Annotated in this window: 18 protein-coding genes and 1 pseudogene; 14 read left to right on the top strand and 5 right to left on the bottom strand. The window is 50.7% G+C overall.

Going from position 1 to position 25087, the window contains the following annotated elements; genetic code table 11:
* From dmsA to ACLJPQ_RS01810, 5 genes are all read left to right on the top strand, one after another.
* Entirely contained in the window at nucleotides 1-2445 is a 2445-nt protein-coding gene (gene dmsA, locus ACLJPQ_RS01830; RefSeq protein WP_000850262.1) for a dimethylsulfoxide reductase subunit A, read from the top strand.
* A 10-nt stretch (nucleotides 2446-2455) separates the two neighbouring features.
* Entirely contained in the window at nucleotides 2456-3073 is a 618-nt protein-coding gene (gene dmsB, locus ACLJPQ_RS01825) for a dimethylsulfoxide reductase iron-sulfur subunit DmsB (protein ID WP_000213069.1), read from the top strand.
* Nucleotide 3074: 1 nt separating this feature from the next.
* Nucleotides 3075-3938 (top strand): dimethyl sulfoxide reductase anchor subunit family protein, encoded by an 864-nt coding sequence (locus ACLJPQ_RS01820; RefSeq protein ID WP_079898309.1) that lies wholly within the window; start codon nucleotides 3075-3077, stop codon nucleotides 3936-3938.
* A 349-nt stretch (nucleotides 3939-4287) separates the two neighbouring features.
* Nucleotides 4288-5436 (top strand): MFS transporter, encoded by a 1149-nt coding sequence (locus ACLJPQ_RS01815; protein ID WP_000109271.1) that lies wholly within the window; start codon nucleotides 4288-4290, stop codon nucleotides 5434-5436.
* A 217-nt stretch (nucleotides 5437-5653) separates the two neighbouring features.
* A complete protein-coding gene (locus ACLJPQ_RS01810) occupies nucleotides 5654-7075 on the top strand; it encodes an APC family permease (protein ID WP_001134264.1) in 1422 nt (473 codons plus the stop codon).
* Between the two features lie 291 nt (nucleotides 7076-7366).
* On the opposite strand, the gene pflA is transcribed toward ACLJPQ_RS01810, so the two are convergent.
* Nucleotides 7367-8164 (bottom strand): pyruvate formate lyase 1-activating protein, encoded by a 798-nt coding sequence (pflA, locus tag ACLJPQ_RS01805; RefSeq protein ID WP_000067928.1) that lies wholly within the window; start codon nucleotides 8162-8164, stop codon nucleotides 7367-7369.
* A 118-nt stretch (nucleotides 8165-8282) separates the two neighbouring features.
* A pseudogene (locus ACLJPQ_RS01800) lies at nucleotides 8283-8620 on the bottom strand (cytoplasmic protein).
* A gap of 131 nt (nucleotides 8621-8751) precedes the next feature.
* On the opposite strand from ACLJPQ_RS01800, the gene sopD2 reads away from it, so the two are divergent.
* Nucleotides 8752-9711, top strand: coding sequence for a type III secretion system effector SopD2 (gene sopD2 / locus ACLJPQ_RS01795; RefSeq protein ID WP_076937365.1), 960 nt, complete (start codon nucleotides 8752-8754; stop codon nucleotides 9709-9711).
* A gap of 71 nt (nucleotides 9712-9782) precedes the next feature.
* Here sopD2 and pflB read toward each other — a convergent pair whose 3' ends face one another.
* The 3 genes from pflB to ycaO all read right to left on the bottom strand — a co-directional run bounded on the left by pflB (nucleotide 9783) and on the right by ycaO (nucleotide 15147).
* Complete coding sequence (gene pflB / locus ACLJPQ_RS01790) at nucleotides 9783-12065, bottom strand: formate C-acetyltransferase (protein ID WP_001292799.1); 2283 nt, start codon at nucleotides 12063-12065, stop codon at nucleotides 9783-9785.
* A 59-nt stretch (nucleotides 12066-12124) separates the two neighbouring features.
* Nucleotides 12125-12982 (bottom strand): formate transporter FocA, encoded by an 858-nt coding sequence (gene focA / locus ACLJPQ_RS01785; protein ID WP_000642539.1) that lies wholly within the window; start codon nucleotides 12980-12982, stop codon nucleotides 12125-12127.
* A 404-nt stretch (nucleotides 12983-13386) separates the two neighbouring features.
* On the bottom strand, nucleotides 13387-15147 hold the full coding sequence (gene ycaO / locus ACLJPQ_RS01780; protein ID WP_080108363.1) for a 30S ribosomal protein S12 methylthiotransferase accessory factor YcaO: 1761 nt from the start codon (nucleotides 15145-15147) through the stop codon (nucleotides 13387-13389).
* A 136-nt stretch (nucleotides 15148-15283) separates the two neighbouring features.
* Between ycaO and ACLJPQ_RS01775 the strand changes: the two genes are divergently transcribed.
* From ACLJPQ_RS01775 to ACLJPQ_RS01740, 8 genes are all read left to right on the top strand, one after another.
* Nucleotides 15284-15976 carry a DUF421 domain-containing protein gene (locus tag ACLJPQ_RS01775; protein ID WP_000642866.1) on the top strand — a complete coding sequence of 231 codons (693 nt, stop codon included), beginning with the start codon at nucleotides 15284-15286 and terminating at the stop codon, nucleotides 15974-15976.
* Nucleotides 15977-16161: 185 nt separating this feature from the next.
* The gene (gene serC / locus ACLJPQ_RS01770) at nucleotides 16162-17250 is read left to right on the top strand and encodes a 3-phosphoserine/phosphohydroxythreonine transaminase (RefSeq protein ID WP_000079591.1); all 1089 of its coding nucleotides are present in this window, start codon (nucleotides 16162-16164) and stop codon (nucleotides 17248-17250) included.
* 70 nt (nucleotides 17251-17320) lie between these two features.
* Nucleotides 17321-18604: a 3-phosphoshikimate 1-carboxyvinyltransferase gene (gene aroA / locus ACLJPQ_RS01765; protein ID WP_080184697.1), complete on the top strand. Its 1284-nt coding sequence runs from the start codon at nucleotides 17321-17323 to the stop codon at nucleotides 18602-18604.
* A gap of 142 nt (nucleotides 18605-18746) precedes the next feature.
* A complete protein-coding gene (locus tag ACLJPQ_RS01760; RefSeq protein WP_000792301.1) occupies nucleotides 18747-19508 on the top strand; it encodes a M48 family metallopeptidase in 762 nt (253 codons plus the stop codon).
* Nucleotides 19509-19680: 172 nt separating this feature from the next.
* Nucleotides 19681-20364, top strand: a complete 684-nt coding sequence (cmk, locus tag ACLJPQ_RS01755) for a (d)CMP kinase (protein ID WP_000125007.1) — start codon at nucleotides 19681-19683, stop codon at nucleotides 20362-20364.
* A 113-nt stretch (nucleotides 20365-20477) separates the two neighbouring features.
* A complete protein-coding gene (gene rpsA, locus ACLJPQ_RS01750) occupies nucleotides 20478-22151 on the top strand; it encodes a 30S ribosomal protein S1 (RefSeq protein ID WP_000140324.1) in 1674 nt (557 codons plus the stop codon).
* A gap of 155 nt (nucleotides 22152-22306) precedes the next feature.
* Nucleotides 22307-22591, top strand: a complete 285-nt coding sequence (gene ihfB, locus ACLJPQ_RS01745) for an integration host factor subunit beta (protein WP_000167332.1) — start codon at nucleotides 22307-22309, stop codon at nucleotides 22589-22591.
* Between the two features lie 229 nt (nucleotides 22592-22820).
* Nucleotides 22821-25085, top strand: a complete 2265-nt coding sequence (locus ACLJPQ_RS01740) for a ComEC family protein (protein WP_080184696.1) — start codon at nucleotides 22821-22823, stop codon at nucleotides 25083-25085.
* The last annotated feature ends 2 nt before the right edge of the window (nucleotides 25086-25087 follow it).

The following is a 25087-nucleotide window of genomic DNA, read 5'->3' as shown; positions in this document are numbered from 1 at the left end:
ATGAAAACTAAGATCCCTGATGCCGTGCTGGCAGCCGAGGTGAGCCGTCGTGGTTTAGTCAAAACCACCGCGATAGGCGGCCTGGCGATGGCCAGTAGCGCATTTACCCTGCCATTTACCCGCATCGCTAACGCCGCAGAGGCGATAAGCCCGACGAAAACCGACGAGAAAGTCGTCTGGAGCGCCTGTACGGTAAACTGTGGCAGCCGTTGTCCGCTACGTATGCATGTTGTGGATGGCGAAATCAAATATGTAGAAACGGATAATACCGGAAACGATGATTACGATGGCCTGCACCAGGTTCGCGCCTGCCTGCGCGGTCGTTCTATGCGTCGTCGCGTCTATAACCCGGATCGGCTCAAGTATCCGATGAAGCGCGTCGGCGCGCGCGGCGAAGGTAAATTTGAGCGTATTAGCTGGGACGAAGCCTACGATATCATTGCCACCAATATGCAGCGTCTTATCAAAGAGTATGGCAACGAGTCCATTTATCTGAACTATGGCACGGGAACGCTGGGCGGCACTTTGACACGTTCATGGCCGCCGGGAAAAACGCTGGTCGCTCGTCTGATGAACTGCTGCGGCGGTTATCTTAACCACTACGGTGATTACTCTTCCGCGCAAATCGCAGCGGGTCTGAACTACACCTATGGCGGCTGGGCGGATGGCAATAGTCCATCCGACATTGAAAACAGTAAGCTGGTGGTGTTGTTTGGTAATAACCCTGGCGAAACCCGCATGAGCGGGGGCGGCGTAACGTATTATCTTGAACAGGCGCGGCAGAAATCAAACGCGCGGATGATCATTATCGATCCTCGTTACACCGACACCGGCGCCGGTCGCGAAGATGAGTGGATTCCGATTCGTCCAGGTACCGATGCGGCGCTGGTCAATGGTCTGGCATATGTCTTAATCACCGAGAACATGGTCGATCAGCCGTTCCTGGATAAATATTGCGTTGGTTATGACGAAAAAACCTTGCCTGCCAGCGCGCCGAAAAACGGTCACTACAAAGCCTATATTCTGGGCCAGGGTAAAGACGGTATCGCGAAGACGCCGGAGTGGGCGGCGCAAATTACCGGTATCCCGGCGGATCGCATTATTAAGCTGGCGCGAGAAATCGGCAGCGCTAAACCCGCCTATATTTGCCAGGGATGGGGACCACAACGTCATGCTAATGGAGAAATCGCCACGCGCGCCATCTCGATGCTGGCGATCCTGACGGGTAATGTTGGGATTAACGGAGGTAATAGCGGCGCGCGCGAAGGGTCTTATGCCCTGCCATTTGAACGTATGCCCACGTTAGAAAACCCGGTTGAAACCAGCATCTCCATGTTTATGTGGACCGATGCCATTGAACGCGGCCCGGAAATGACGGCGCTGCGTGATGGCGTGCGGGGGAAAGATAAGCTGGACGTGCCGATTAAAATGATCTGGAACTATGCTGGCAACTGTTTGATTAACCAGCACTCTGAGATTAACCGCACCCACGAAATCCTGCAGGATGACAAGAAATGCGAAATGATCGTCGTTATCGACTGTCATATGACCTCGTCGGCAAAATACGCCGATATTCTGTTACCGGATTGCACTGCTTCTGAGCAGATGGACTTTGCGCTGGATGCCTCCTGCGGAAACATGTCTTACGTTATCTTCACTGACCAGGCAATTAAACCGCGCTTCGAGTGTAAGACGATTTATGAGATGACCAGCGAACTGGCGAAACGTCTTGGCGTGGAACAACAGTTTACCGAAGGACGGACGCAAGAAGAGTGGATGCGTCATCTGTACGAACAGTCGCGTAAATCCATTCCGAATCTGCCCACCTTTGAGGAGTTCCGTAAGCAAGGCATCTTCAAACAGCGTGACCCCGAAGGCCACCATGTCGCCTATAAAGACTTCCGCGAAGATCCGCAAGCGAATCCACTTACAACGCCATCGGGCAAGATTGAAATCTATTCACAGGCGTTGGCGGATATCGCCGCTACCTGGGAGCTGCCGGAAGGCGACGTGATCGATCCATTACCGATCTACACGCCAGGTTTTGAAAACTATAACGATCCGCTAACGGATAAATTCCCGCTGCAGTTGACGGGTTTCCACTATAAAGCGCGTGTGCATTCCACTTATGGCAACGTAGACGTACTGAAAGCCGCCTGTCGCCAGGAAATGTGGATTAACCCAATGGATGCGCAGAAACGCGGTATCAACAATGGCGATAAAGTCCGCATCTTCAACGATCGCGGCGAAGTACATATCGAGGCTAAAGTGACGCCGCGCATGATGCCGGGTGTGGTCGCCCTGGGAGAAGGCGCATGGTATGACCCGGATGCAAAACGCGTGGATCAGGGCGGATGTATTAACGTACTGACGACCCAACGTCCTTCTCCGCTGGCGAAGGGGAACCCGTCACATACGAACCTCGTTCAGGTTGAAAAGGCGTAAGGAGTAACCGATGACAACCCAGTATGGATTTTTTATTGATTCCAGCCGTTGCACCGGTTGCAAAACCTGCGAACTGGCCTGCAAGGACTACAAAGATTTGACCCCGGATGTCAGCTTCCGCCGCATTTATGAGTATGCGGGTGGCGACTGGCAGGAAGATAACGGCGTCTGGCACCAGAACGTCTTTGCCTACTATCTCTCCATCTCCTGTAACCACTGCGAAGACCCGGCCTGTACCAAAGTCTGTCCGAGCGGCGCGATGCACAAGCGCGATGACGGTTTTGTGGTGGTGAACGAAGAGGTCTGTATCGGCTGCCGCTACTGCCACATGGCCTGCCCGTACGGCGCGCCGCAGTACAACGCGGCCAAAGGTCATATGACCAAGTGCGACGGCTGTTATGACCGGGTGGCGGAAGGCAAGAAACCGATTTGCGTGGAATCCTGCCCGCTGCGGGCGCTGGATTTTGGCCCGATAGACGAACTGCGTAAAAAACACGGTGAGCTGGCTGCCGTCGCGCCGTTGCCGCGCGCGCATTTCACGAAGCCGAATATTGTGATTAAACCCAACGCCAACAGCCGCCCGACCGGGGATACTACCGGTTATCTGGCCAATCCGAAGGAGGTATAAGATGGGAAGTGGATGGCATGAATGGCCGTTGATGATCTTCACGGTCTTTGGTCAGTGCGTGGCCGGTGGTTTTATTGTTCTGGCTCTGGCGCTGATGAAGGGCGGCCTGCGCGCGGAAACGCAGCAGCGGGTGATCGCCTGTATGTTTGGTCTGTGGGTGCTGATGGGGATTGGCTTTATCGCCTCGATGCTGCATCTGGGCTCGCCGATGCGCGCGTTTAACTCGCTTAACCGCGTGGGTGCTTCCGCACTGAGCAATGAAATTGCCAGCGGCTCGGTGTTTTTTGCGGTCGGCGGGATTGGCTGGCTGCTGGCGGTACTGAAAAAGCTGCCGCCGGCACTGCGCACACTCTGGCTGATTATCACGATGGTACTGGGCGTCGTCTTCGTCTGGATGATGGTACGCGTCTATAACAGCATCGATACAGTACCGACCTGGTATAGCGTCTGGACGCCGCTGGGCTTCTTCCTGACGCTCTTTATGGGTGGCCCGCTACTGGGTTATCTGCTGCTGCGCATCGCAGGCGTGAACGGTTGGGCGATGCGTTTGTTGCCTGCGGTGTCGGTGCTGGCGCTGGTGGTTATTGCCATTATGGTGGCCATGCAGGGCGCGGAACTGGCGACGATTCACAGTTCCATTCAGCAGGCGTCTGCTCTGGTGCCGGATTATGGCTCGCTGATGGCCTGGCGTATGGTGCTGCTTGCGGCGGCGTTGTGCTGCTGGATTGTGCCACAGTTAAAAGGGTATCAACCTGCGGTACCGTTGCTCTCTGTCGCCTTCATTCTGATGCTGGCGGGGGAATTGATTGGCCGCGGCGTATTCTATGGGCTGCATATGACCGTGGGCATGGCGGTAGCCAGCTAACGCGTTGACGCGCATTCGGCCTGCAGAACGTGCAGGCCGAATACGTCTTTAGCCGCCATCAATCTAAGGAATATAACCGGGGCGGAGAAGGCGCATATAAATCCATAGAGAAGAAAACGAAGCTAAAGGAACCATGAAATTTTTCGACTGAACAAAACGCCGATTTTGCGGGTTAGATCAATAAAAACAAGGGGATGAATTTTTAGTCTTTCAATATATTCACGTACAGAATAAGTAAATCAAATCGATAGTCTCAAAACTTGCGGATCGCCCATGCGGAGCCGATTGACAATGTTTTTGGCGATGGCATGATGCGCATGAAATTTGAACTTCCTCACGGTTTTTATTCATGTCCACCTATACCCGTCCCGTCATGCTTTTGCTGTGCGGGCTACTTTTGTTGACCCTGGCCATTGCGGTACTGAATACGCTTGTGCCGCTGTGGCTTGCTCAGGCAAACCTTCCGACCTGGCAGGTGGGGATGGTCAGCTCGTCTTATTTTACCGGCAATCTGGTCGGGACGTTATTTACCGGGTATTTAATTAAACGCATTGGGTTTAACCGTAGCTATTATCTTGCCTCGCTGATCTTCGCCGCGGGTTGTGTCGGTTTGGGGGTGATGGTGGGGTTCTGGAGCTGGATGAGCTGGCGTTTTATTGCCGGTATCGGCTGCGCCATGATTTGGGTGGTTGTCGAAAGCGCGTTGATGTGCAGCGGAACCTCGCATAATCGTGGGCGCCTGCTGGCTGCCTATATGATGGTCTATTACATGGGGACCTTCCTTGGACAATTATTGGTCAGTAAAGTATCTGGTGAATTGCTGCACGTCCTTCCCTGGGTGACCGGAATGATTCTGGCGGGAATTCTGCCGCTACTCTTTACCCGGATTGTAAATCAGCAAACGCAGGCGCGTCATTCCTCTTCTATTAGCGCCATGCTGAAGCTACGCCAGGCGCGTCTTGGCGTGAATGGTTGTATTATTTCCGGCATTGTTCTTGGTTCATTATATGGTCTGATGCCGTTATATCTGAAGCATCAGGGGATGGCTAACGCCAGCATCGGTTTCTGGATGGCGGTGCTGGTGAGCGCCGGTATTTTGGGGCAATGGCCAATGGGACGTCTGGCGGACAAATTTGGTCGCTTGCTGGTATTACGCGTACAGGTATTCGTTGTCATACTCGGTAGTATTGCCATGTTAACCCAGGCGGCGATGGCGCCAGCTCTGTTTATTCTGGGGGCGGCGGGTTTTACGCTTTATCCCGTCGCAATGGCCTGGGCCTGTGAAAAAGTCGAACATCACCAGCTTGTGGCAATGAACCAGGCGCTGTTGTTAAGTTATACGGTAGGGAGCCTGTTGGGGCCGTCTTTTGCTGCGATGTTAATGCAGAATTATTCAGATAATCTGCTGTTTATTATGATCGCCAGCGTATCGTTTATTTATCTGCTGATGCTGTTACGTAACGCCGGCCAGACGCCTAATCCTGTCGCCCACATCTGACTGTTCTCTGAATCGTATGCAGGACGTGAGTCTTGCATACTCTTTGTTTATGTTTTACGTAAAATAATTGACCTGCATAATTTTCTTGCTTTACTGAAAAATAAAATGTGCCGAAGGTTATAATTTTGCGCTCCTCTATTTTCTCTCTTCGTCTTTACCGCGCATAATCCCCCGCTTCATTTATAGTAATAGCATTGTGTTCACGAAGGATCGCGTTATGCCGAATGTGCAGGAAAAACAGTTGCGATGGTACAACATCGCCCTGATGTCGTTTATTACCGTTTGGGGATTCGGCAATGTTGTCAATAACTATGCTAACCAGGGGTTAGTGGTTGTCTTCTCCTGGGTGTTTATTTTTGCGCTCTATTTTATTCCTTATGCCTTAATCGTGGGGCAACTGGGCTCAACCTTCAAAGAGGGAAAAGGGGGCGTCAGTACCTGGATTAAGCATACGATGGGGCCGGGGTTGGCTTACCTTGCGGCATGGACCTATTGGGTCGTGCATATTCCCTACCTGGCGCAAAAGCCGCAGGCGATACTCATTGCATTGGGATGGGCTTTAAAAGGCGACGGCTCGTTGATAAAAGAATATACCGTCGTTGCCTTGCAGGGGCTGACGCTGGCATTGTTTGTTTTCTTTATGTGGGTTGCTTCCAGGGGGATGAAATCGCTAAAGGTTGTTGGGTCTGTGGCCGGGATTGCCATGTTTATCATGTCAATTTTATATGTTGTGATGGCAGTGACCGCGCCAGCAATTACAAACGTTGAAATTGCGACCACTAACATCACCTGGCAGTCATTTATTCCTCATATCGATTTTACCTATATCACCACCATCTCTATGTTGGTCTTTGCGGTTGGTGGGGCAGAGAAGATCTCGCCTTATGTCAACCAGACGCGGAATCCAGGAAAAGAATTTCCGAAGGGGATGCTCTTTTTAGCCGTCATGGTTGCGGTCTGCGCTATCCTCGGTTCGTTGGCGATGGGAATGATGTTTGATTCCCGGCATATACCTGACGATTTAATGACCAATGGGCAATATTATGCATTCCAGAAATTGGGTGAGTATTACCATATGGGTAATTCATTAATGGTGATTTATGCCATTGCCAATACTCTGGGGCAAATCGCCGCGCTGGTGTTTTCTATTGATGCGCCACTGAAAGTCTTACTGGGTGATGCAGACAGTAAATATATCCCGCAGCGCTTATGTCGTACTAACGCTTCAGGTACGCCAGTTAACGGTTATTTGCTGACATTAGTGTTGGTCGCTATCTTGATTATGTTGCCAACGCTTGGCATCGGCGATATGAACAACCTGTACAAATGGCTGCTTAATCTCAACTCAGTTGTTATGCCGCTGCGCTATCTGTGGGTATTTGTCGCCTTTATTGCCGTCATTCGACTGGCGCAAAAGTATAAACCTGAATATGTGTTTATTCGCAACCGGGCGTTGGCGTTAACTGTGGGAATATGGTGTTTTGCCTTCACCGCGTTTGCCTGCCTTACCGGTATTTTCCCCAAAATGGAGGCGTTCACGCCGGAGTGGACATTCCAGCTGACGTTGAACATCGTGACGCCTTTTGTCCTGGTCGGGTTGGGATTAATTTTCCCACTGCTGGCGCGTAGAAACACATAACGACGTTCTTTTCCACGGCGCTCCTGCCAGGCGAGCGCCTTTTAAGGTTACAGGTGCCTGGGTTCCAGGCGGAGACCACGGTATTAACAGGTGCCGGGTCAGCAATAGTTGTCAGACCTTCAACCCAGCAGCAGATAAGCGACTCTGTATTTGATACCTGGTAAGCGCAATATTGTTAACCAGGCCTGTCTGACGGCGGGGTCGGGTATTTTAGCGGTAAGAGCGTTATCCAGACAGCAAAACGGCTACCCTCATGGGCAGCCGTTTAAAAGCGGGTAAGATAGCAGGCGATTAATACATTACTTTATGACCATACTGCTCAAGAATACCCTTTACACGCTCCATAGTCTCTTTTTTGGGCGGCTTCACGCCATCCAGTTTATATTCTTCGCCCATTGCCACCCATTTATGTTTGCCCAGCTCATGATAGGGCAGCAGTTCGATTTTTTCGACATTACCCATATCGCGGGTAAACTCGCCCAGGCGATGCGCGGAATCATCGTCGTCAGACCAGCCGGGAACGACAACGTAACGGATCCAGACCTTCACATTTTTCTTTGATAAATACTGCGCGAATTCCAGCGTCCGGTGATTAGAGACACCGACCAGATTCTGGTGGATCTCATCATTCATCTGCTTGAGATCGAGCATCACCAGATCGGTAACGTCCAGCAGTTCATCAATTACCGGGTCATAACGGCGCACAAAGCCGTTGGTGTCGAGACAGGTGTGGATACCTTCTTTTTTACAGGCGCGAAACCAGTCGCGTACAAATTCTGCCTGCAAAATGGCCTCGCCGCCGGATGCCGTCACGCCGCCGCCAGAAGCATTCATAAAATGCCGATAGGTCACCACCTCTTTCATTAAGTCTTCAACGGTGATTTCTTTACCGCCATGCGTATCCCATGTGTCGCGGTTATGGCAATACAGGCAGCGCATCAGGCAGCCCTGAAAAAAGGTAATAAAGCGGATGCCTGGGCCATCAACGGTGCCACAGGACTCAAAGGAGTGAATGCGACCAATAACCGGCTTTTTATCAGCAGTTACTGCAACACTTTCATTTGTAATACAATCGGTTAAGTTACTCATATCGCTTCGGCTAGCTCTAAATAACATGGGGTTTATGGACACATTCCGGGCATGTTGAGCACCCTGGTAAGGGGGTTGCATCCTGTAAAAAAGCGGTACTGCGAGCGTAAATTTTGGACTACAGAATGTGTGGCTGTTCCAGAATGTGCTGCAATGGAGCTATTTTACCTCTATTCAGTATAAAATATACGGCAAATCTATGCTGCATAACTCGCACCGCCAGAAATTGTGGCTCATTCATCAGTCCGGTACCTCTGTTTAACGCCTCAACCGCAATACATACTGTAAGTGTATCATCCATAGCGTCCTGGTTTTGCTGTTTATGATCCGCCTCTTTTTTCGAATGGTTGGCGCCGTTTTGTTGTGGTCAGAACGAAAATAATTCTCAACATAATTCAGATGTGTCCAAAGAACGTTATGCGCTGTACAGCGCCTGGCGTCGCATTCAACGCGCAATCAGGTGTAAATCTGATGTCATTTCTAAACCCAGGCTGATTCAATCTCTTAAATAGAGTGTGGTTTTAATCAAAAAAATGAGAGCAACGGATTGGATTTTGCTTTCGCGGTAAATAATCAAGGGAGTTATTATGCCAGTTACGTTAAGTTTTGGTAATCGTCATAACTATGAAGTTAATGCTTCACGGCTAGCCCGTTTGATGAGTCCTAATAAAGAAGAAGCGCTATACATGGGGTTATGGGATAGATTTAAGGACTACTTCAGAACACACAAAAAAAGAGAGGTGCTGGAGGTATTATATACACTCATCCATGGATGTGAACGTGAAAATCAAGCTGAACTTAATGTTGATACAATCGGCATGGAGAAGATATATGCCTTTGCACAATTAAAACAATATGCTAATCCATCTCAACAAGACCGCTTTGTTATGCGTTTTGATGTGAGTCAGACACAAGTTTTATTTGAGATTGATGGCAGGGTTATTGATAAATGTAATTTGCATCGTATCCTCAACGTTTCAGAAAACTGTATTTTTAAAGTGATGGAAGAAGATGAGGAAGAGTTGTTTTTTAAAGCATGTATTAAGTATGGAGAAAAAATTGCTTGCTATCCAGAATTATTAGAAAACTTTGCTTTTGACCTTAGGCAGAAAGTTAATGAGGATGATGAAATTAGGGATGAAGTTTATAAGCTTATGCGATCTGGAGAAAATCGAAAAATGGCATGTGTTGAATGGAATGGTACGCTTACTGAGGATGAGAAGAATAAACTACGTTGTCTTCAAATGGGGTCTTTTGAGATTTCTACCCAATTTTGTAAAATAGGTTACCGGGAATTAGAGGGAGAAGTCTTGTTTGATATGGTTCATCCAACACTTATTTATCTGCTACATGGATATATACCGTCATTGTCATGTGATTTTACAGAAGCTAACACCATGCTGTTTTCTGATGCATTAAATAAGGATTATGAGGAGTATCAAAATAATAAAAGAGAAATTGATGCTATTCTGAGAAGAATATATAGATCACATAATAACACTTTATTTATAAGTAAAAATTCTGGTTGTCGAAATATGCTTTTATAAAAATTAAAAAGGCCCCACTGATATGGAGCCTTTTTTGTACGCTTTTTATGGCGTAATTTCAGTCAAACCCATTACATGGTCTGCGTGAAGGTACGAGTAATAACGTCCTGCTGCTGTTCTTTCGTCAGGGAGTTAAAACGTACTGCGTAACCAGATACACGGATGGTCAGCTGCGGATATTTTTCCGGATGTTCCATCGCGTCCAGCAGCATTTCACGGTTCATGACGTTGACGTTCAGGTGCTGACCGCCTTCGATGGACGCTTCGTGGTGGAAGTAACCATCCATCAGACCTGCCAGGTTAGTCTTACGAACTTCGTCGTCTTTACCCAGTGCGTTCGGAACGATAGAGAAGGTATAAGAAATACCATCTTTCGCGTAAGCAAATGGCAGTTTAGCAACGGAGGTCAGAGAAGCGACAGCGCCTTTCTGGTCACGACCGTGCATCGGGTTAGCACCTGGTCCGAACGGCGCGCCAGCGCGACGACCATCCGGGGTGTTACCGGTTTTCTTACCATACACAACGTTAGAAGTGATGGTCAGAACAGACTGTGTCGGGATAGCGCCACGGTAGGTGGTCAGTTTCTGAATTTTCTTCATGAAACGTTCTACCAGGTCAACCGCCATGTCATCTACACGAGCGTCGTTGTTACCAAACTGCGGGTATTCGCCTTCGATTTCGAAGTCGATAGCCAGACCATCTTCGTCACGAATCGGTTTAACTTTCGCATATTTGATGGCAGACAGGGAGTCAGCAGCAACGGACAGACCTGCGATACCACACGCCATGGTGCGGATAACGTCACGGTCGTGCAGCGCCATCAGAGAGGCTTCGTAGCTGTACTTGTCGTGCATGTAGTGGATAACGTTCAGCGCGGTGACATACTGTTTAGCCAGCCAGTCCATGAAGTGATCCATGCGATCCATCACTTCGTCGAAGTTCAGAACATCGCCTTTGATCGGTTCGGATTTCGGACCAACCTGCATTTTCAGTTTTTCATCAACGCCGCCGTTGATAGCGTACAGCATGGTTTTCGCCAGGTTTGCACGCGCACCGAAGAACTGCATTTGTTTACCAACGATCATCGGGCTTACGCAGCATGCGATAGCGTAGTCATCGTTGTTGAAGTCCGGACGCATCAGGTCATCGTTCTCGTACTGCAGAGAAGAGGTGTCGATGGAGACTTTAGCGGCGAATTTCTTGAAGTTCAGCGGCAGTTTTTCAGACCACAGAACGGTGATGTTCGGCTCCGGAGACGGCCCCATGGTGTACAGGGTGTTCAGGAAGCGGAAGCTGTTTTTGGTAACCAGAGTACGGCCATCAACGCCCATACCACCGATAGATTCGGTTGCCCAAATCGGGTCGCCGGAGAACAGTTCATCATATTCAGGAGTACGCAGGAAGCGAACCATACGCAGTTTCATGACCAGGTGGTCAATCATTTCCTGTGCGTCTTGCTCGGTGATTTTGCCTGCTTTCAGGTCACGTTCGATGTACGCATCCAGGAAGGTGGATACACGACCGAAGGACATTGCTGCGCCGTTCTGAGATTTAACCGCAGCCAGGTAACCGAAGTAAGTCCACTGGATTGCTTCCTGAGCGTTAGTCGCCGGACCAGAGATATCGCAGCCGTATTTAGCCGCCATTTCTTTGATCTGACCCAGAGCGCGGTGCTGTTCAGCGATTTCTTCACGCAGACGGATAGTCGCTTCCAGATTTACGCCGTTTTCCAGATCGGATTGCAGAGACGTAAACTGTGCGAATTTGTCTTTCATCAGGTAGTCGATACCGTACAGCGCTACGCGACGGTAGTCACCGATGATACGGCCACGGCCATACGCATCCGGCAGACCGGTCAGAACGCCGGATTTACGGCAACGCAGGATGTCCGGAGTATAAACGTCGAATACGCCCTGGTTGTGGGTCTTACGGTATTCGGTGAAGATTTTTTTGATCATTGGGTCCAGCTCGCGATTGTACGCTTTGCAGGAACCTTCAACCATTTTGATACCGCCGAACGGGATAATCGCACGCTTCAGCGGAGCTTCAGTCTGCAGACCAACAATTTTCTCAAGCGCTTTGTTGATGTAGCCAGCGTCGTGAGAAGTGATGGTGGAAGCAACGGAGGTGTCAAAGTCAACAGGCGCGTGAGTGCGGTTTTCCTGTTTAACGCCTTCCATTACGCTGTCCCACAGCTTGGTGGTCGCGTCAGTAGCGCCAGCCAGGAAGGACTCGTCACCCTCATACGGAGTGTAGTTTTTCTGAATGAAGTCACGGACGTTTACTTCATTCTGCCAGTCACCTTTGGTAAAACCTTCCCAGGCTGTGGCTAACTTTTCATTAAGCTCGGACATGTAACACCTACCTTCTTAAGTGGATTTTTTATTTACTGCGTGTAATGGGCATCAACAGATTAATGATGCTCGTTACCACGCAGGTAAATGACCCAGTATGTCAACCCGACCAACAAACCGCCGCCGATAATATTACCGATCGTGACCGGAATCAGGTTATCAGTGATGAAGCTCATCACGGTCAGGTGAGAAAAACTTTCCGGAGACGAACCGACTGCGGTCCAAAACTCCGGTGTAGCGAAATCGCGTATTACAATACCCATAGGAATCATAAACATGTTTGCGATACTGTGCTCAAAACCGCTGGCGACAAACATGGCGACGGGCAGTACCATGATGAACGCTTTGTCCATCAGGCTACGACCTGAGTAGCTCATCCACACGGCCAGACAAACCATCAGGTTCGCCAGAATACCGAGGCAGACAGCTTCAATAAAAGTGTGGTGCATTTTGTGGTCGGCGGTTTGCAGGACGTTAAGTCCCCATTGACCGTTGGCAGTCATATACTCGCCGGAAAGCCACATCAGTAACACGAAAAGCAGAGCGCCAATCAGGTTACCAAAATAGACGTTTAACCAGTTTTTAGCCAGTTGCCCCCAGGTGATGCGACCGCTAGCTTTAGCTACAACGATCAGAACAGTAGAGGTGAAAAGATCAGCGCCGCAAATAACACAGAGAATCAGTCCCAAAGAGAAACAGATACCCCCGATAAGTTTCGCCATGCCATAAGGCATCGCGCCAGTACCGGTTGTCGCAGTAATATAAAAAACAAAGGCAATTGAAATGAATACGCCGGCGGTAATCGCCAGATAGAAAGTCTTAAGCGGATGTTTCGTTGCTTTATAGACGCCTGCTTCTTCAGCCACTTTGGCCATTGCTGCAGGGAGTAAAAGGTCAAAAGGGTTGTCAGCTTTCACACTAACTCTCTCTTTATTAAGTCGGCGACGAGATACTAACAAAGCATTATAGATGAGAATTTGATATAGATCATATCTCGCCTGGCTTATAGGCCCGTAAGTCGCATGGCTTTTATGCAATTACGGTGTAACTTTTTGATTATCCTAATAAAAATAAATTTTAAAAATTATAAATAGAGTTGAATTTTTTCCTGGCTCCTCCTGCTGCACGGTTAATTAATATGGAGTAATCAACAAATGAAGTAACATCACTATGTCAATTAATTTAATATCAACAACCAATATTTAACCTTGTTATTACATTTTTCGCCGTTTAGCGAAAATAAATAAAACGGGGCCGTAAAGGCGCCCCGTAATATAACGCAGCCGAGAGGGTAAACCTACCCTAAGTCACTCATATGGCCTTATTTTGACCAGTATGCCGCTTTCGCGCGCTGTAATTTATCATACGCTTTTAACAAGGACTGATGCGCCGGGAACGCTTGTAGATCGTGGTCGACAGCCGGTAGTCCATAAAAAGCCGCTTCACCGCTAAGCGCGGCGCTGGCGGCTTCTACAGCCTCTGCGCCATACATTTTTATAAAAGCATTGAGATATTGCAGCGGCTGACGCGCATCTTCTTGCGACAGGAGCAGCAGCGTTTGCAGGCAACGGTAATAGTTTGCGCGTGCCGGGCTAAAGACCGACGAATTGAACTCCATCGTCCATTCTGTCCAGATTAGCGCCTGCTCCAAATCGCCGCCCGCTAACGCTAACATTGCTTTTAATTCGCCGACGCGCAGTGTATACCAACCATTGTCCGCTCCGGTCGCCAGACCCAGCAGTTCACGCACGCGGGTGAAATCGTCAAAACCTTCTTCATCCAATTGTTCAATCAGATTGAGATAGTCTTCTTTATTCCAGACGCTACCGGGCAGCGAAAGCAGAGTCTCACGAAGATGACTACCCATATTGTTGTTGGCCAGCCACAGATCTTCGGCAGGATAAATATCAGACATTCCCGGTACGATAATACGACAGGCGTATACGCCGAGATGCTCGTAATCGGCAATGTAAACTTCTTTATCTTCAGCAGCAAAGATGGCCATCAGCGTGGCGAATTCTTCTTCGGTAGTGCCGGAAAAACTCCAGTCCGTGAACGGGTAATCGGCGTCCTGTTTGAACAGATCCCAGGAAATCAGGCCGCTGGAGTCGATGAAGTGGGTCTCCAGATTAGTGTGCTCCGCGACTTCTTCATCATCGAACGTTGGTGGGGTGAAGACATCAAGATCTTTCAGACCGCGTCCCTGGAGTAGCTCGGTCACTGTACGTTCCAGCGCAACGCCAAAGTCAGGATGGGCGCCAAAAGAAGCAAAGCAGGTACCGTTAGCCGGGTTGAACAGCACGACGCAGATAACCGGATACTTACCGCCCAGCGAGCCGTCATAGGCGAAAATCGGGAAACCCTCGGCTTCCAGCGTGGCGATTGACTCCATTACCGCCGGATAACGCGCCATCACCTCTGCGGGAATCTCCGGCAGACTGATACTTTCCGCAATGATGCGGTTTTTCACATAACGCTCGAAGACTTCCGACAGTCCCTGAACGCGGGCTTCATTACGCGTATTGCCGGCGGACATTCCGTTAGAGACGTACAGGTTGCCGATGATATTCATCGGAATATACACGGTCTGGTTATCGGACTGACGGGTAAATGGCAGGCCGCAGACGCCGCGTGCTTCATTGCCGGACTGAAGATCAATTAACTGGCTTCCGGTGAGTTCATTTTCCGGATCGTAAAACGCGCGCAGACGGGCATCAAGCAAGCCTTCCGGTACGTCGTCATTTTCAGTCAGCGGGAACCACTTTTCGTTCGGATAATGCACGAATGGCCCGTTGGCGATCGTTTCGCCAAGCCAGAAATCAGCAAAAAAGTAGTTGGTTGACAGACGCTCGAAGTATTCGCCCAGCGCCGAGGCCAGCGCCGCTTTTTTGGTCGCGCCTTTTCCGTTGGTAAAGCATAACGCGCACTCTTTATCGCGAATATGCACTGACCAGACGTTTGGCACCGGGTTCAGCCAGGAGGCCTCTTCGATGTGAAAGCCGAGGTCGAGTAACTTTTGCTGGAAGCGGGCGATGGAGTCTTCCAGCGCGGCGTCTTTGCCGGGAATAAATGTTTGCGTCATGAAAATCACTTTTGTCGTACGGAAAGCGCGCAATGATACGGGTTTTATGTGACGGGCGCTATCTCGCCGGGACATCGGCGGAAATAAAAGTATTGGCTATGCTTTTACACTGGAATTCACAGGAAGAGCATAAAAAATGAAAGCATTTGATTTGCAACGAATGGCGCTGGATAACGTGCCGGTAGCGTTTTTGGGGGAAGTGGCGCTGCGTAGCTTTTACACCTTTGTTCTGGTGTTTCTTTTCTTAAAGGTGACAGGACGACGCGGCGTACGGCAAATGTCGCTTTTTGAAGTGCTGATCATTTTGACATTGGGGTCGGCGGCAGGCGACGTCGCGTTTTATGATGACGTTCCGATGCTCCCTGTTCTGGTGGTATTCATCACCCTGGCGCTGCTCTATCGCCTGGTCATGTGGCTGATGGCGCATAGTGAAAAGTTGGAAGATCTGCTGGAAGGCAAGTCGGTGGTCATTGTTGAAGACGGCGAACTGGCGTGGGAAAAACTGCAGCGCTCAAACATGACGGAGTTTGAGTTTTTTATGGAGCTTCGCTTGAATGGCGTTGAGCAACTGGGGCAGGTCAGACTGGCCATCCTGGAGACAAACGGACAAATCAGCGTCTATTTCTTTGAAAATAAAGACGTTAAGCCGGGGTTAAGCATTCTTCCTGAGCACTGTACGCCACGCTTTATCGTGGCGCCGGAGGCTGGCGACTATGCCTGCGTACGTTGCAGTGAAGTGATACGCATGAACGCCGGGGAAAAGCAATTATGTCCGCGCTGCGCAAATCCAGAATGGACGAAGGCAAGCCGGGCTAAACGCGTTGTTTAACAGCGAAAATATCGGATTTATACGGTTAATCCGGAAGATTCTGTTGTGTGACGCATGCCGCATTTTCTCCTCGCATTGTTTTACCCATTGCGGCGCGTGTCACTGAATGATAAAACCGATATTCACATGAATAACGTTTGCCTGATGTCTGTCAGGCAGGAAACAATGCAGCGTGGTGAGGGGAAATGGCTCAGGTCTTTAATTTTAGTTCAGGTCCGGCGATGCTACCGGCGGAAGTACTTAAACTGGCGCAACAGGAACTGCGTGACTGGCACGGTCTTGGTACGTCGGTAATGGAAATTAGCCATCGAGGCAAAGAGTTTATCCAGGTCGCTGAAGAGGCGGAGCAGGATTTTCGCGATCTCCTTAATATCCCCTCCAACTATAAAGTCTTATTTTGTCACGGCGGCGGTCGCGGGCAGTTTGCTGGCGTGCCGCTCAATCTGCTGGGCGATAAAACCACGGCGGATTATGTCGATGCTGGTTACTGGGCGGCGAGCGCCATCAAAGAAGCCAAAAAATACTGTGCGCCGCAGATTATCGACGCCAAAATCACCGTGGACGGCAAACGTGCCGTAAAACCGATGCGCGAGTGGCAGCTTTCCGATAATGCCGCTTATTTGCACTATTGCCCGAATGAGACCATTGACGGCATCGCCATCGATGAAACGCCGGATTTTGGCCCGGAGGTGGTCGTCACGGCGGACTTTTCTTCTACCATCCTGTCTGCGCCGCTGGACGTCTCTCGCTATGGCGTAATTTATGCTGGCGCGCAGAAGAATATCGGTCCGGCAGGACTGACGCTGGTTATCGTCCGGGAGGATCTGTTAGGCAAGGCGCATGAGAGCTGCCCGTCCATCCTCGACTACACCGTCCTGAATGATAACGACTCGATGTTTAATACGCCGCCGACTTTCGCCTGGTATCTTTCCGGTCTGGTGTTCAAATGGTTGAAAGCGCAGGGCGGCGTGGCGGCGATGCACAAAATCAATCAGCAAAAAGCGGAGTTGCTGTACGGTGTGATTGATAACAGCGATTTCTACCGTAACGATGTCGCACAGGCCAACCGTTCGCGGATGAATGTTCCGTTCCAGTTAGCGGACAATACGCTGGACAAGGTCTTTCTGGAAGAGTCTTTCGCCGCCGGTCTGCACGCCTTAAAAGGGCACCGTGTTGTTGGCGGTATGCGCGCCTCTATCTATAACGCCATGCCGATTGAAGGGGTAAAAGCGCTGACCGATTTCATGATCGATTTTGAGCGTCGCCACGGCTAATACGTTTCTTTTTTCATCCCCACGGCCAGTCTGTGGGGTTTTTATTTCTGTTTTTTGAGAGTTGAGTTTCATGGAATCCCTGACGTTACAACCCATCGCGCGGGTCGATGGCGCCATTAATTTACCTGGCTCCAAAAGTGTTTCAAACCGTGCTTTGCTCCTGGCGGCTTTAGCTTGTGGTAAAACCGTTCTGACGAATCTGCTGGATAGCGATGACGTCCGCCATATGCTCAATGCCCTGAGCGCGTTGGGGATCAATTACACCCTTTCTGCCGATCGCACCCGCTGTGATATCACGGGTAATGGCGGCGCATTACGTGCGCCAGGCGCTCTGGAACTGTTTCTCGGTAATGCCGGAACCGCGATGCGTCCGTTAGCGGCAGCGCTATGTCTGGGGCAAAATGAGATAGTGTTAACCGGCGAACCGCGTATGAAAGAGCGTCCGATAGGCCATCTGGTTGATTCGCTGCGTCAGGGCGGGGCGAATATTGATTACCTGGAGCAGGAAAACTATCCGCCCCTGCGTCTGCGCGGCGGTTTTACCGGCGGCGACATTGAGGTTGATGGTAGCGTTTCCAGCCAGTTCCTGACCGCTCTGCTGATGACGGCGCCGCTGGCCCCTAAAGACACAATTATTCGCGTTAAAGGCGAACTGGTATCAAAACCTTACATCGATATCACGCTAAATTTAATGAAAACCTTTGGCGTGGAGATAGCGAACCATCACTACCAACAATTTGTCGTGAAGGGCGGTCAACAGTATCACTCTCCAGGTCGCTATCTGGTCGAGGGCGATGCCTCGTCAGCGTCCTATTTTCTCGCCGCTGGGGCGATAAAAGGCGGCACGGTAAAAGTGACCGGGATTGGCCGCAAAAGTATGCAGGGCGATATTCGTTTTGCCGATGTGCTGGAGAAAATGGGCGCGACCATTACCTGGGGCGATGATTTTATTGCCTGCACGCGCGGCGAATTGCACGCCATAGATATGGATATGAACCATATTCCGGATGCGGCGATGACGATTGCCACCACGGCGTTGTTTGCGAAAGGAACCACGACGTTGCGCAATATTTATAACTGGCGAGTGAAAGAAACCGATCGCCTGTTCGCGATGGCGACCGAGCTACGTAAAGTGGGCGCTGAAGTCGAAGAAGGGCACGACTATATTTGTATCACGCCGCCGGCGAAGCTCCAACACGCGGATATTGGCACGTACAACGACCACCGTATGGCGATGTGTTTCTCACTGGTCGCACTGTCCGATACGCCAGTCACGATCCTGGACCCTAAATGTACTGCAAAAACGTTCCCTGATTATTTCGAACAACTGGCGCGAATGAGTACGCCTGCCTAAGTCTTCTGTTGCGCCAGTCGACGGGCTGGCGCGCCGAGTCCGTATTCGCACTATTTTTATAATTATGACTAATGCTAATTTGTTGATGATTTAACACATTGATTTATGTGTTTTTTATAATAGTTATCAACGGAAGATTAGTATGAAAAATAAATCATTACTACTGGCGGTGGCGATTTCCGCCACGCTACTGGCAGGATGTAAAAATGGCGTGAATGGCAATTTAATCGCCAGTTCAGGCATGTCAGCCTACAAAGCCGCCACACTGTCCGATGCGGATGTTAAGGCATTATCTAATAATGCCTGTAAACAAATGGACAGCGAGAATCAACTGGCAGGTTCGAAAAGCAAATACACCAAACGTCTGAGCAAAATCGCCAAAGCGCTGGGTAACAACATTGACGGTACGCCGGTTAGCTATAAAGTCTATATGACCAGCGATATCAACGCATGGGCGATGGCGAACGGTTGCGTTCGCGTATACTCCGGCCTGATGGATCTGATGACCGATAATGAAATTGAAGGCGTACTGGGCCATGAACTGGGCCATGTCTCTTTAGGGCACTCCCGCAAGGCAATGCAGACCGCCTATGCCACGCTGGCGGCTCGCGATGCGATTTCCGCCACCAGCGGCGTCGCAGCGCAGCTTTCCCAGTCTCAATTGGGCGATCTGGCGGAAGGCGTCATCAATTCGGCGTTTTCTCGCAGTCAGGAGTCGGATGCGGATGACTTCTCTTACGATCTGCTGAAAAAACGCGGGATTAACACCCAGGGCTTAGTCACGGCATTCGATAAATTCGCCACAATGGACGCAGGTCATGCAAAATCATTGATGGACTCCCACCCGGCCTCAGCCGATCGCGCGCAGCATATGCGCGACAGAATTGCCGAAGATAAAAAGTAAATCATTGTCATCTTTCGGGCTGGTTTCTCGCCAGCCCGCTATAATTGCGCAATTATTCCGCATCTGATTACAGACAAAACTGGTTTTTGCACGCAACGTTAACGGTCGCGAGCGTTGGCGCGTATAATGCGCGGCGTTTACGTTAACGGTACGCCTGTTTAAGGAGATAAAGATGACGGCAATTGCCCCGGTAATAACCATTGATGGCCCAAGCGGTGCAGGTAAAGGCACCTTGTGCAAAGCAATGGCGGAAGCATTGCAATGGCATCTGCTGGATTCCGGCGCGATATACCGCGTACTGGCGCTGGCGGCATTGCACCACCATGTCGATCTCGCCTCTGAAGATGCGCTGGTGCCGCTGGCGTCCCATCTGGACGTGCGTTTCGTCTCAACGGACGGCAACCTGGAAGTTATCCTGGAAGGCGAGGACGTTAGCGGCGAAATCCGTACGCAGGAAGTCGCGAACGCGGCATCCCAGGTGGCGGCATTCCCACGCGTGCGTGAAGCGCTTCTTCGCCGCCAACGTGCATTCCGCGAAGCGCCTGGTTTAATCGCCGATGGACGCGATATGGGGACCGTGGTCTTCCCGGATGCGCCGGTAAAAATTTTCCTTGACGCCTCCTCGGAGGAACGTGCGCATCGACGTATGCTACAGTTGCAGGAGAATGGCTTTAGTGTTAACTTTGAACGCCTTTTGGCCGAGATCAAGGAACGCGACGATCGCGATCGTAATCGCGCTGTAGCGCCGTTAGTTCCTGCTGCTGATGCATTAGTTTTGGATTCTACCCGATTAAGCATTGAGCAAGTGATTGAAAAAGCGTTACAATATGCGCGCCAAAAATTGGCTCTCGCTTAAATGCGACCGAATTTGTAGTACCCCCGTTGCAAAGGATTGACAGCGGGTATGTTAAACAACCCCATCCGGCACGGAGCCAGGTGGACGTTAAATATGAAACCTGAAGATTAAACATGACTGAATCTTTTGCTCAACTCTTTGAAGAATCCTTAAAAGAAATCGAAACCCGCCCGGGTTCCATCGTTCGTGGTGTTGTTGTTGCTATCGACAAAGACGTAGTACTGGTTGACGCCGGTCTGAAATCTGAGTCTGCCATTCCGGCTGAGCAGTTCAAAAACGCCCAGGGCGAACTGGAAATCCAGGTTGGTGACGAAGTTGACGTTGCTCTGGATGCAGTAGAAGACGGCTTCGGTGAAACTCTGCTCTCTCGTGAGAAAGCTAAACGTCACGAAGCATGGATCACGCTGGAAAAAGCTTACGAAGATGCTGAAACTGTTACCGGTGTTATCAACGGCAAAGTTAAGGGTGGCTTCACTGTTGAGCTGAACGGTATTCGCGCGTTCCTGCCGGGTTCTCTGGTAGACGTTCGTCCGGTGCGTGACACTCTGCACCTGGAAGGCAAAGAGCTTGAATTCAAAGTAATCAAGCTGGACCAGAAACGTAACAACGTTGTGGTTTCTCGTCGTGCCGTTATCGAATCCGAAAACAGCGCAGAACGCGATCAGCTGCTGGAAAACCTGCAGGAAGGCATGGAAGTTAAAGGTATCGTTAAGAACCTCACTGACTACGGTGCATTCGTTGATCTGGGCGGCGTTGACGGCCTGCTGCACATCACTGATATGGCCTGGAAACGCGTTAAGCATCCGAGCGAAATCGTGAACGTTGGCGACGAAATCAACGTGAAAGTGCTGAAATTCGACCGCGAGCGTACCCGTGTATCCCTGGGCCTGAAACAGCTGGGCGAAGATCCGTGGGTTGCTATCGCTAAACGTTATCCGGAAGGTACCAAACTGACCGGTCGCGTGACCAACCTGACCGACTACGGCTGCTTCGTTGAAATCGAAGAAGGCGTTGAAGGCCTGGTTCACGTTTCCGAAATGGACTGGACCAACAAAAACATCCACCCGTCCAAAGTGGTTAACGTTGGCGACGTAGTGGAAGTGATGGTTCTGGATATCGACGAAGAACGTCGTCGTATCTCCTTAGGGTTGAAGCAGTGCAAATCTAACCCGTGGCAGCAGTTCGCAGAAACCCACAACAAGGGCGACCGCGTTGAAGGTAAAATCAAGTCTATCACTGACTTCGGTATCTTCATCGGCCTGGACGGCGGCATCGACGGCCTGGTTCACCTGTCTGACATCTCCTGGAACGTTGCAGGCGAAGAAGCAGTTCGTGAATACAAAAAAGGCGACGAAATCGCTGCAGTTGTTCTGCAGGTTGACGCAGAACGTGAACGTATCTCCCTGGGCGTTAAACAGCTCGCCGAAGATCCGTTCAACAACTGGGTTGCTCTGAACAAGAAAGGCGCTATCGTAACCGGTAAAGTCACTGCAGTTGACGCTAAAGGCGCAACCGTAGAACTGGCTGACGGCGTTGAAGGTTACCTGCGTGCTTCTGAAGCATCCCGTGACCGCGTTGAAGATGCGACTCTGGTTCTGAGCGTTGGCGACGACGTTGAAGCTAAATTCACCGGCGTTGATCGTAAAAACCGCGCAATCAGCCTGTCTGTTCGTGCGAAAGACGAAGCTGACGAGAAAGATGCCATCGCAACTGTTAACAAACAGGAAGATGCAAACTTCTCTAACAACGCAATGGCTGAAGCATTCAAAGCAGCTAAAGGCGAGTAATCCTCTGAAACTTCGGGCCTTTTAGTCCGAAGTATAACGAGATTACTTGACAGATTGCAGGTTTCGGCCTGTAATCAAGCACTAAGGGCGGCTACGGCCGCCCTTAATCAATCTCACGGCTGCAGCCAATTTGCCTTTAAGGAACCGGAGGAATCATGACCAAGTCAGAATTGATTGAAAGACTTGCAACCCAGCAATCTCACATTCCCGCTAAGGCGGTTGAAGACGCGGTAAAAGAGATGCTGGAGCATATGGCCTCGACTCTTGCGCAGGGCGAGCGTATTGAAATCCGCGGTTTCGGCAGTTTTTCTTTGCATTACCGCGCGCCTCGTACCGGACGTAACCCCAAGACCGGCGATAAAGTGGAACTGGAAGGAAAATACGTTCCTCACTTTAAACCGGGTAAAGAACTGCGCGATCGCGCCAATATTTACGGTTAAGTTTTAACGCAAAACTTGAACCCGAAAAAAGCACCGTCAGGGTGCTTTTTTCATTTATACGCCGTCAGGCGCAAACGCTATTCGACCGAAAACTGGAAAACGTTTCGCATTTTTTGCTGCGTCTTACATTTATCAGGTAAAAAACCTGGAATCCGCGCCGTATAGCACAAAATCCCCTCCAGACAATGGCGTCCTGAACCTGCACACTTTCCCGCACAGGGAGGTGTCTATGAAGATAACGACGGTCAGCGTATGCGTAGTATGCGGCATACTTCCGCTCATGATATTGCCAGTATTACCTGACACGTGGATTCTCGCGGTGCTGTTTTGTCTGGCATGTTTGCTTTGCCTCATACCCCATCACTATGCGCGCTACGCGGCATTAACCTTGCTCTTTTTCATGTGGGGGATATTTGCCGCCAGGCAGGCCATCTGGGCGGGAAACGTCCTGCCCGCCGCGACGCAGGAGGCGGCAGTCGTCATTACTGCCACCGATCATATGACCACTCATTATGGGCGAATCACCCATTTGCGCGGAAAGCCGCTCTTTCCTGCTGTAGGGATTGTCCTGCATGGCCAGTACTTACCCACGGAAGTGTGTGCCGGGCAACAGTGGGCGATGACGCTGAAGGTCAGAGCGGTACACGGACAGCTTAACGAAGGCGGTTTTGATAGCCAACGTTACGCGCTGGCGCAGCACCAACCATTGACCGGGCGTTTTCTACAGGCTAAAGCGATTAACCCTGAGTGTAGTTTGCGTGGGCGCTATCTTGCTTCGCTTCGCGCTACGCTTGCGCCTTATCCGTGGCAACAGGTTATTCTGGCGTTGGGAATGGGGGAGCGGGGAGAGGTGTCGCAGGAGGTGAAGGCCGTTATGCGCGATACGGGGACGGCCCATTTGATGGCGATTTCCGGCCTGCATATCGCTTTTGCCGCGTTATTGGCTGCCGGATTAATCCGTGGCGGACAATTCTTTTTGCCGGTCAGATGGATTCGTTGGCAGACGCCATTGCTGGGCGGCATTCTTTGCGCGATATGTTATGCCTGGCTTACCGGTTTACAACCGCCTGCGCTGCGCACGGTGGCGGCACTGAGCGTCTGGGGAGGATTAAAATTAAGCGGACGACAGTGGAGCGGCTGGCAAGTCTGGTGCTGCTGTCTGGCCGCGATTATTTTCGCCGATCCTGTGGCGGTTATATCACAAAGTCTTTGGCTGTCAGCATTTGCGGTTGCCGGCCTGTTATTCTGGTATCAGTGGTTTCCTGCGCCAAACGGGAATTTTCCACGGGGCGTACGCTGGTTGCTTAACCTGCTTCACCTACAGGCAGGCATTACACTTCTGCTTTTGCCTCTCCAGGTGGCGCTTTTTCATGGCATAAGCGCTACCGCAATGCTGGCGAATCTTTTTGCCGTACCCTGGGTCACATTTGTGACGGTTCCGCTCATCCTGGCGGGAATGATTCTGCATTTAACCGGGCCGTTTTTTCTTGAAGAGTGGGTATGGTACCTGACCGATCGCGCGTTAGCCGCGCTATTTTACCTGTTGAATGCTTTACCGCAGGGCTGGGTGAATATTGATAACCGTTGGCAGTGGCTGACGCTTTTACCCTGGCCAACGCTTATCGCGTGGCGATTAAACGTCTGGCGTACCTGGCCGGCGGTCTGTTTATGCGGGTTATTGTTGATGAGCTGGCCACTCTGGCGGCCGATAAACGCCAGCGGATGGCAGGTGCATATGCTGGATGTCGGTCAGGGGCTGGCGATAGCGATCGTCAGGGGCGATAAAGTAATACTCTACGATACCGGTCGGGCATGGCCGGAGGGCGACAGCGGGCAACAGGTTATTATTCCCTGGTTGCGCTGGCATAATCTGACGCCGGAGGGCGTTATTTTGAGTCATGAGCATCTGGATCATCGGGGCGGGCTGCGTTCGCTACAGCAGGTCTGGCCGTCAATGTGGATTCGCAGCCCGTTAGGCTGGCAGGGACATTTGCCCTGTTTTCGCGGCGAGCAGTGGCAATGGCAGGGGCTAACGTTTCAGGCGCACTGGCCGTTACGCGAAAGTGCCGATCGAGGAAATAACCGTTCTTGTGTGGTCAAAGTGGATGACGGTGTACATAGCATCCTGCTCACGGGCGATATCGAAGCGGGCGCTGAACAAAAAATGCTAAGTCGTTACTGGCGACATCTTGCGGCGACGTTTATCCAGGTGCCGCATCATGGTAGTAATACGTCGTCGTCGCTACCATTTATTCAGCGCGTACATGGTGAAGCGGCGCTGGCGTCCGCATCGCGCTATAACGCATGGCGGCTGCCGTCCCGCAAGGTAAAACAGCGCTACCGACAGCAGGCGTATCAGTGGTTTGATACACCCCACCAGGGGCAAATTTCGCTGCTGTTTTCTCCGCAGGGCTGGCGCATACAAGGCTTACGGGATCAAATTTTACCTCGCTGGTATCATCAGTGGTTTGGCGTGTCCGAGGATAACGGGTAGAA

This window comes from Salmonella sp. SAL04213, from assembly GCF_046550535.1.
Classification (GTDB): domain Bacteria; phylum Pseudomonadota; class Gammaproteobacteria; order Enterobacterales; family Enterobacteriaceae; genus Salmonella; species Salmonella enterica.
This window is presented reverse-complemented; position numbering and strand designations above follow the sequence as displayed.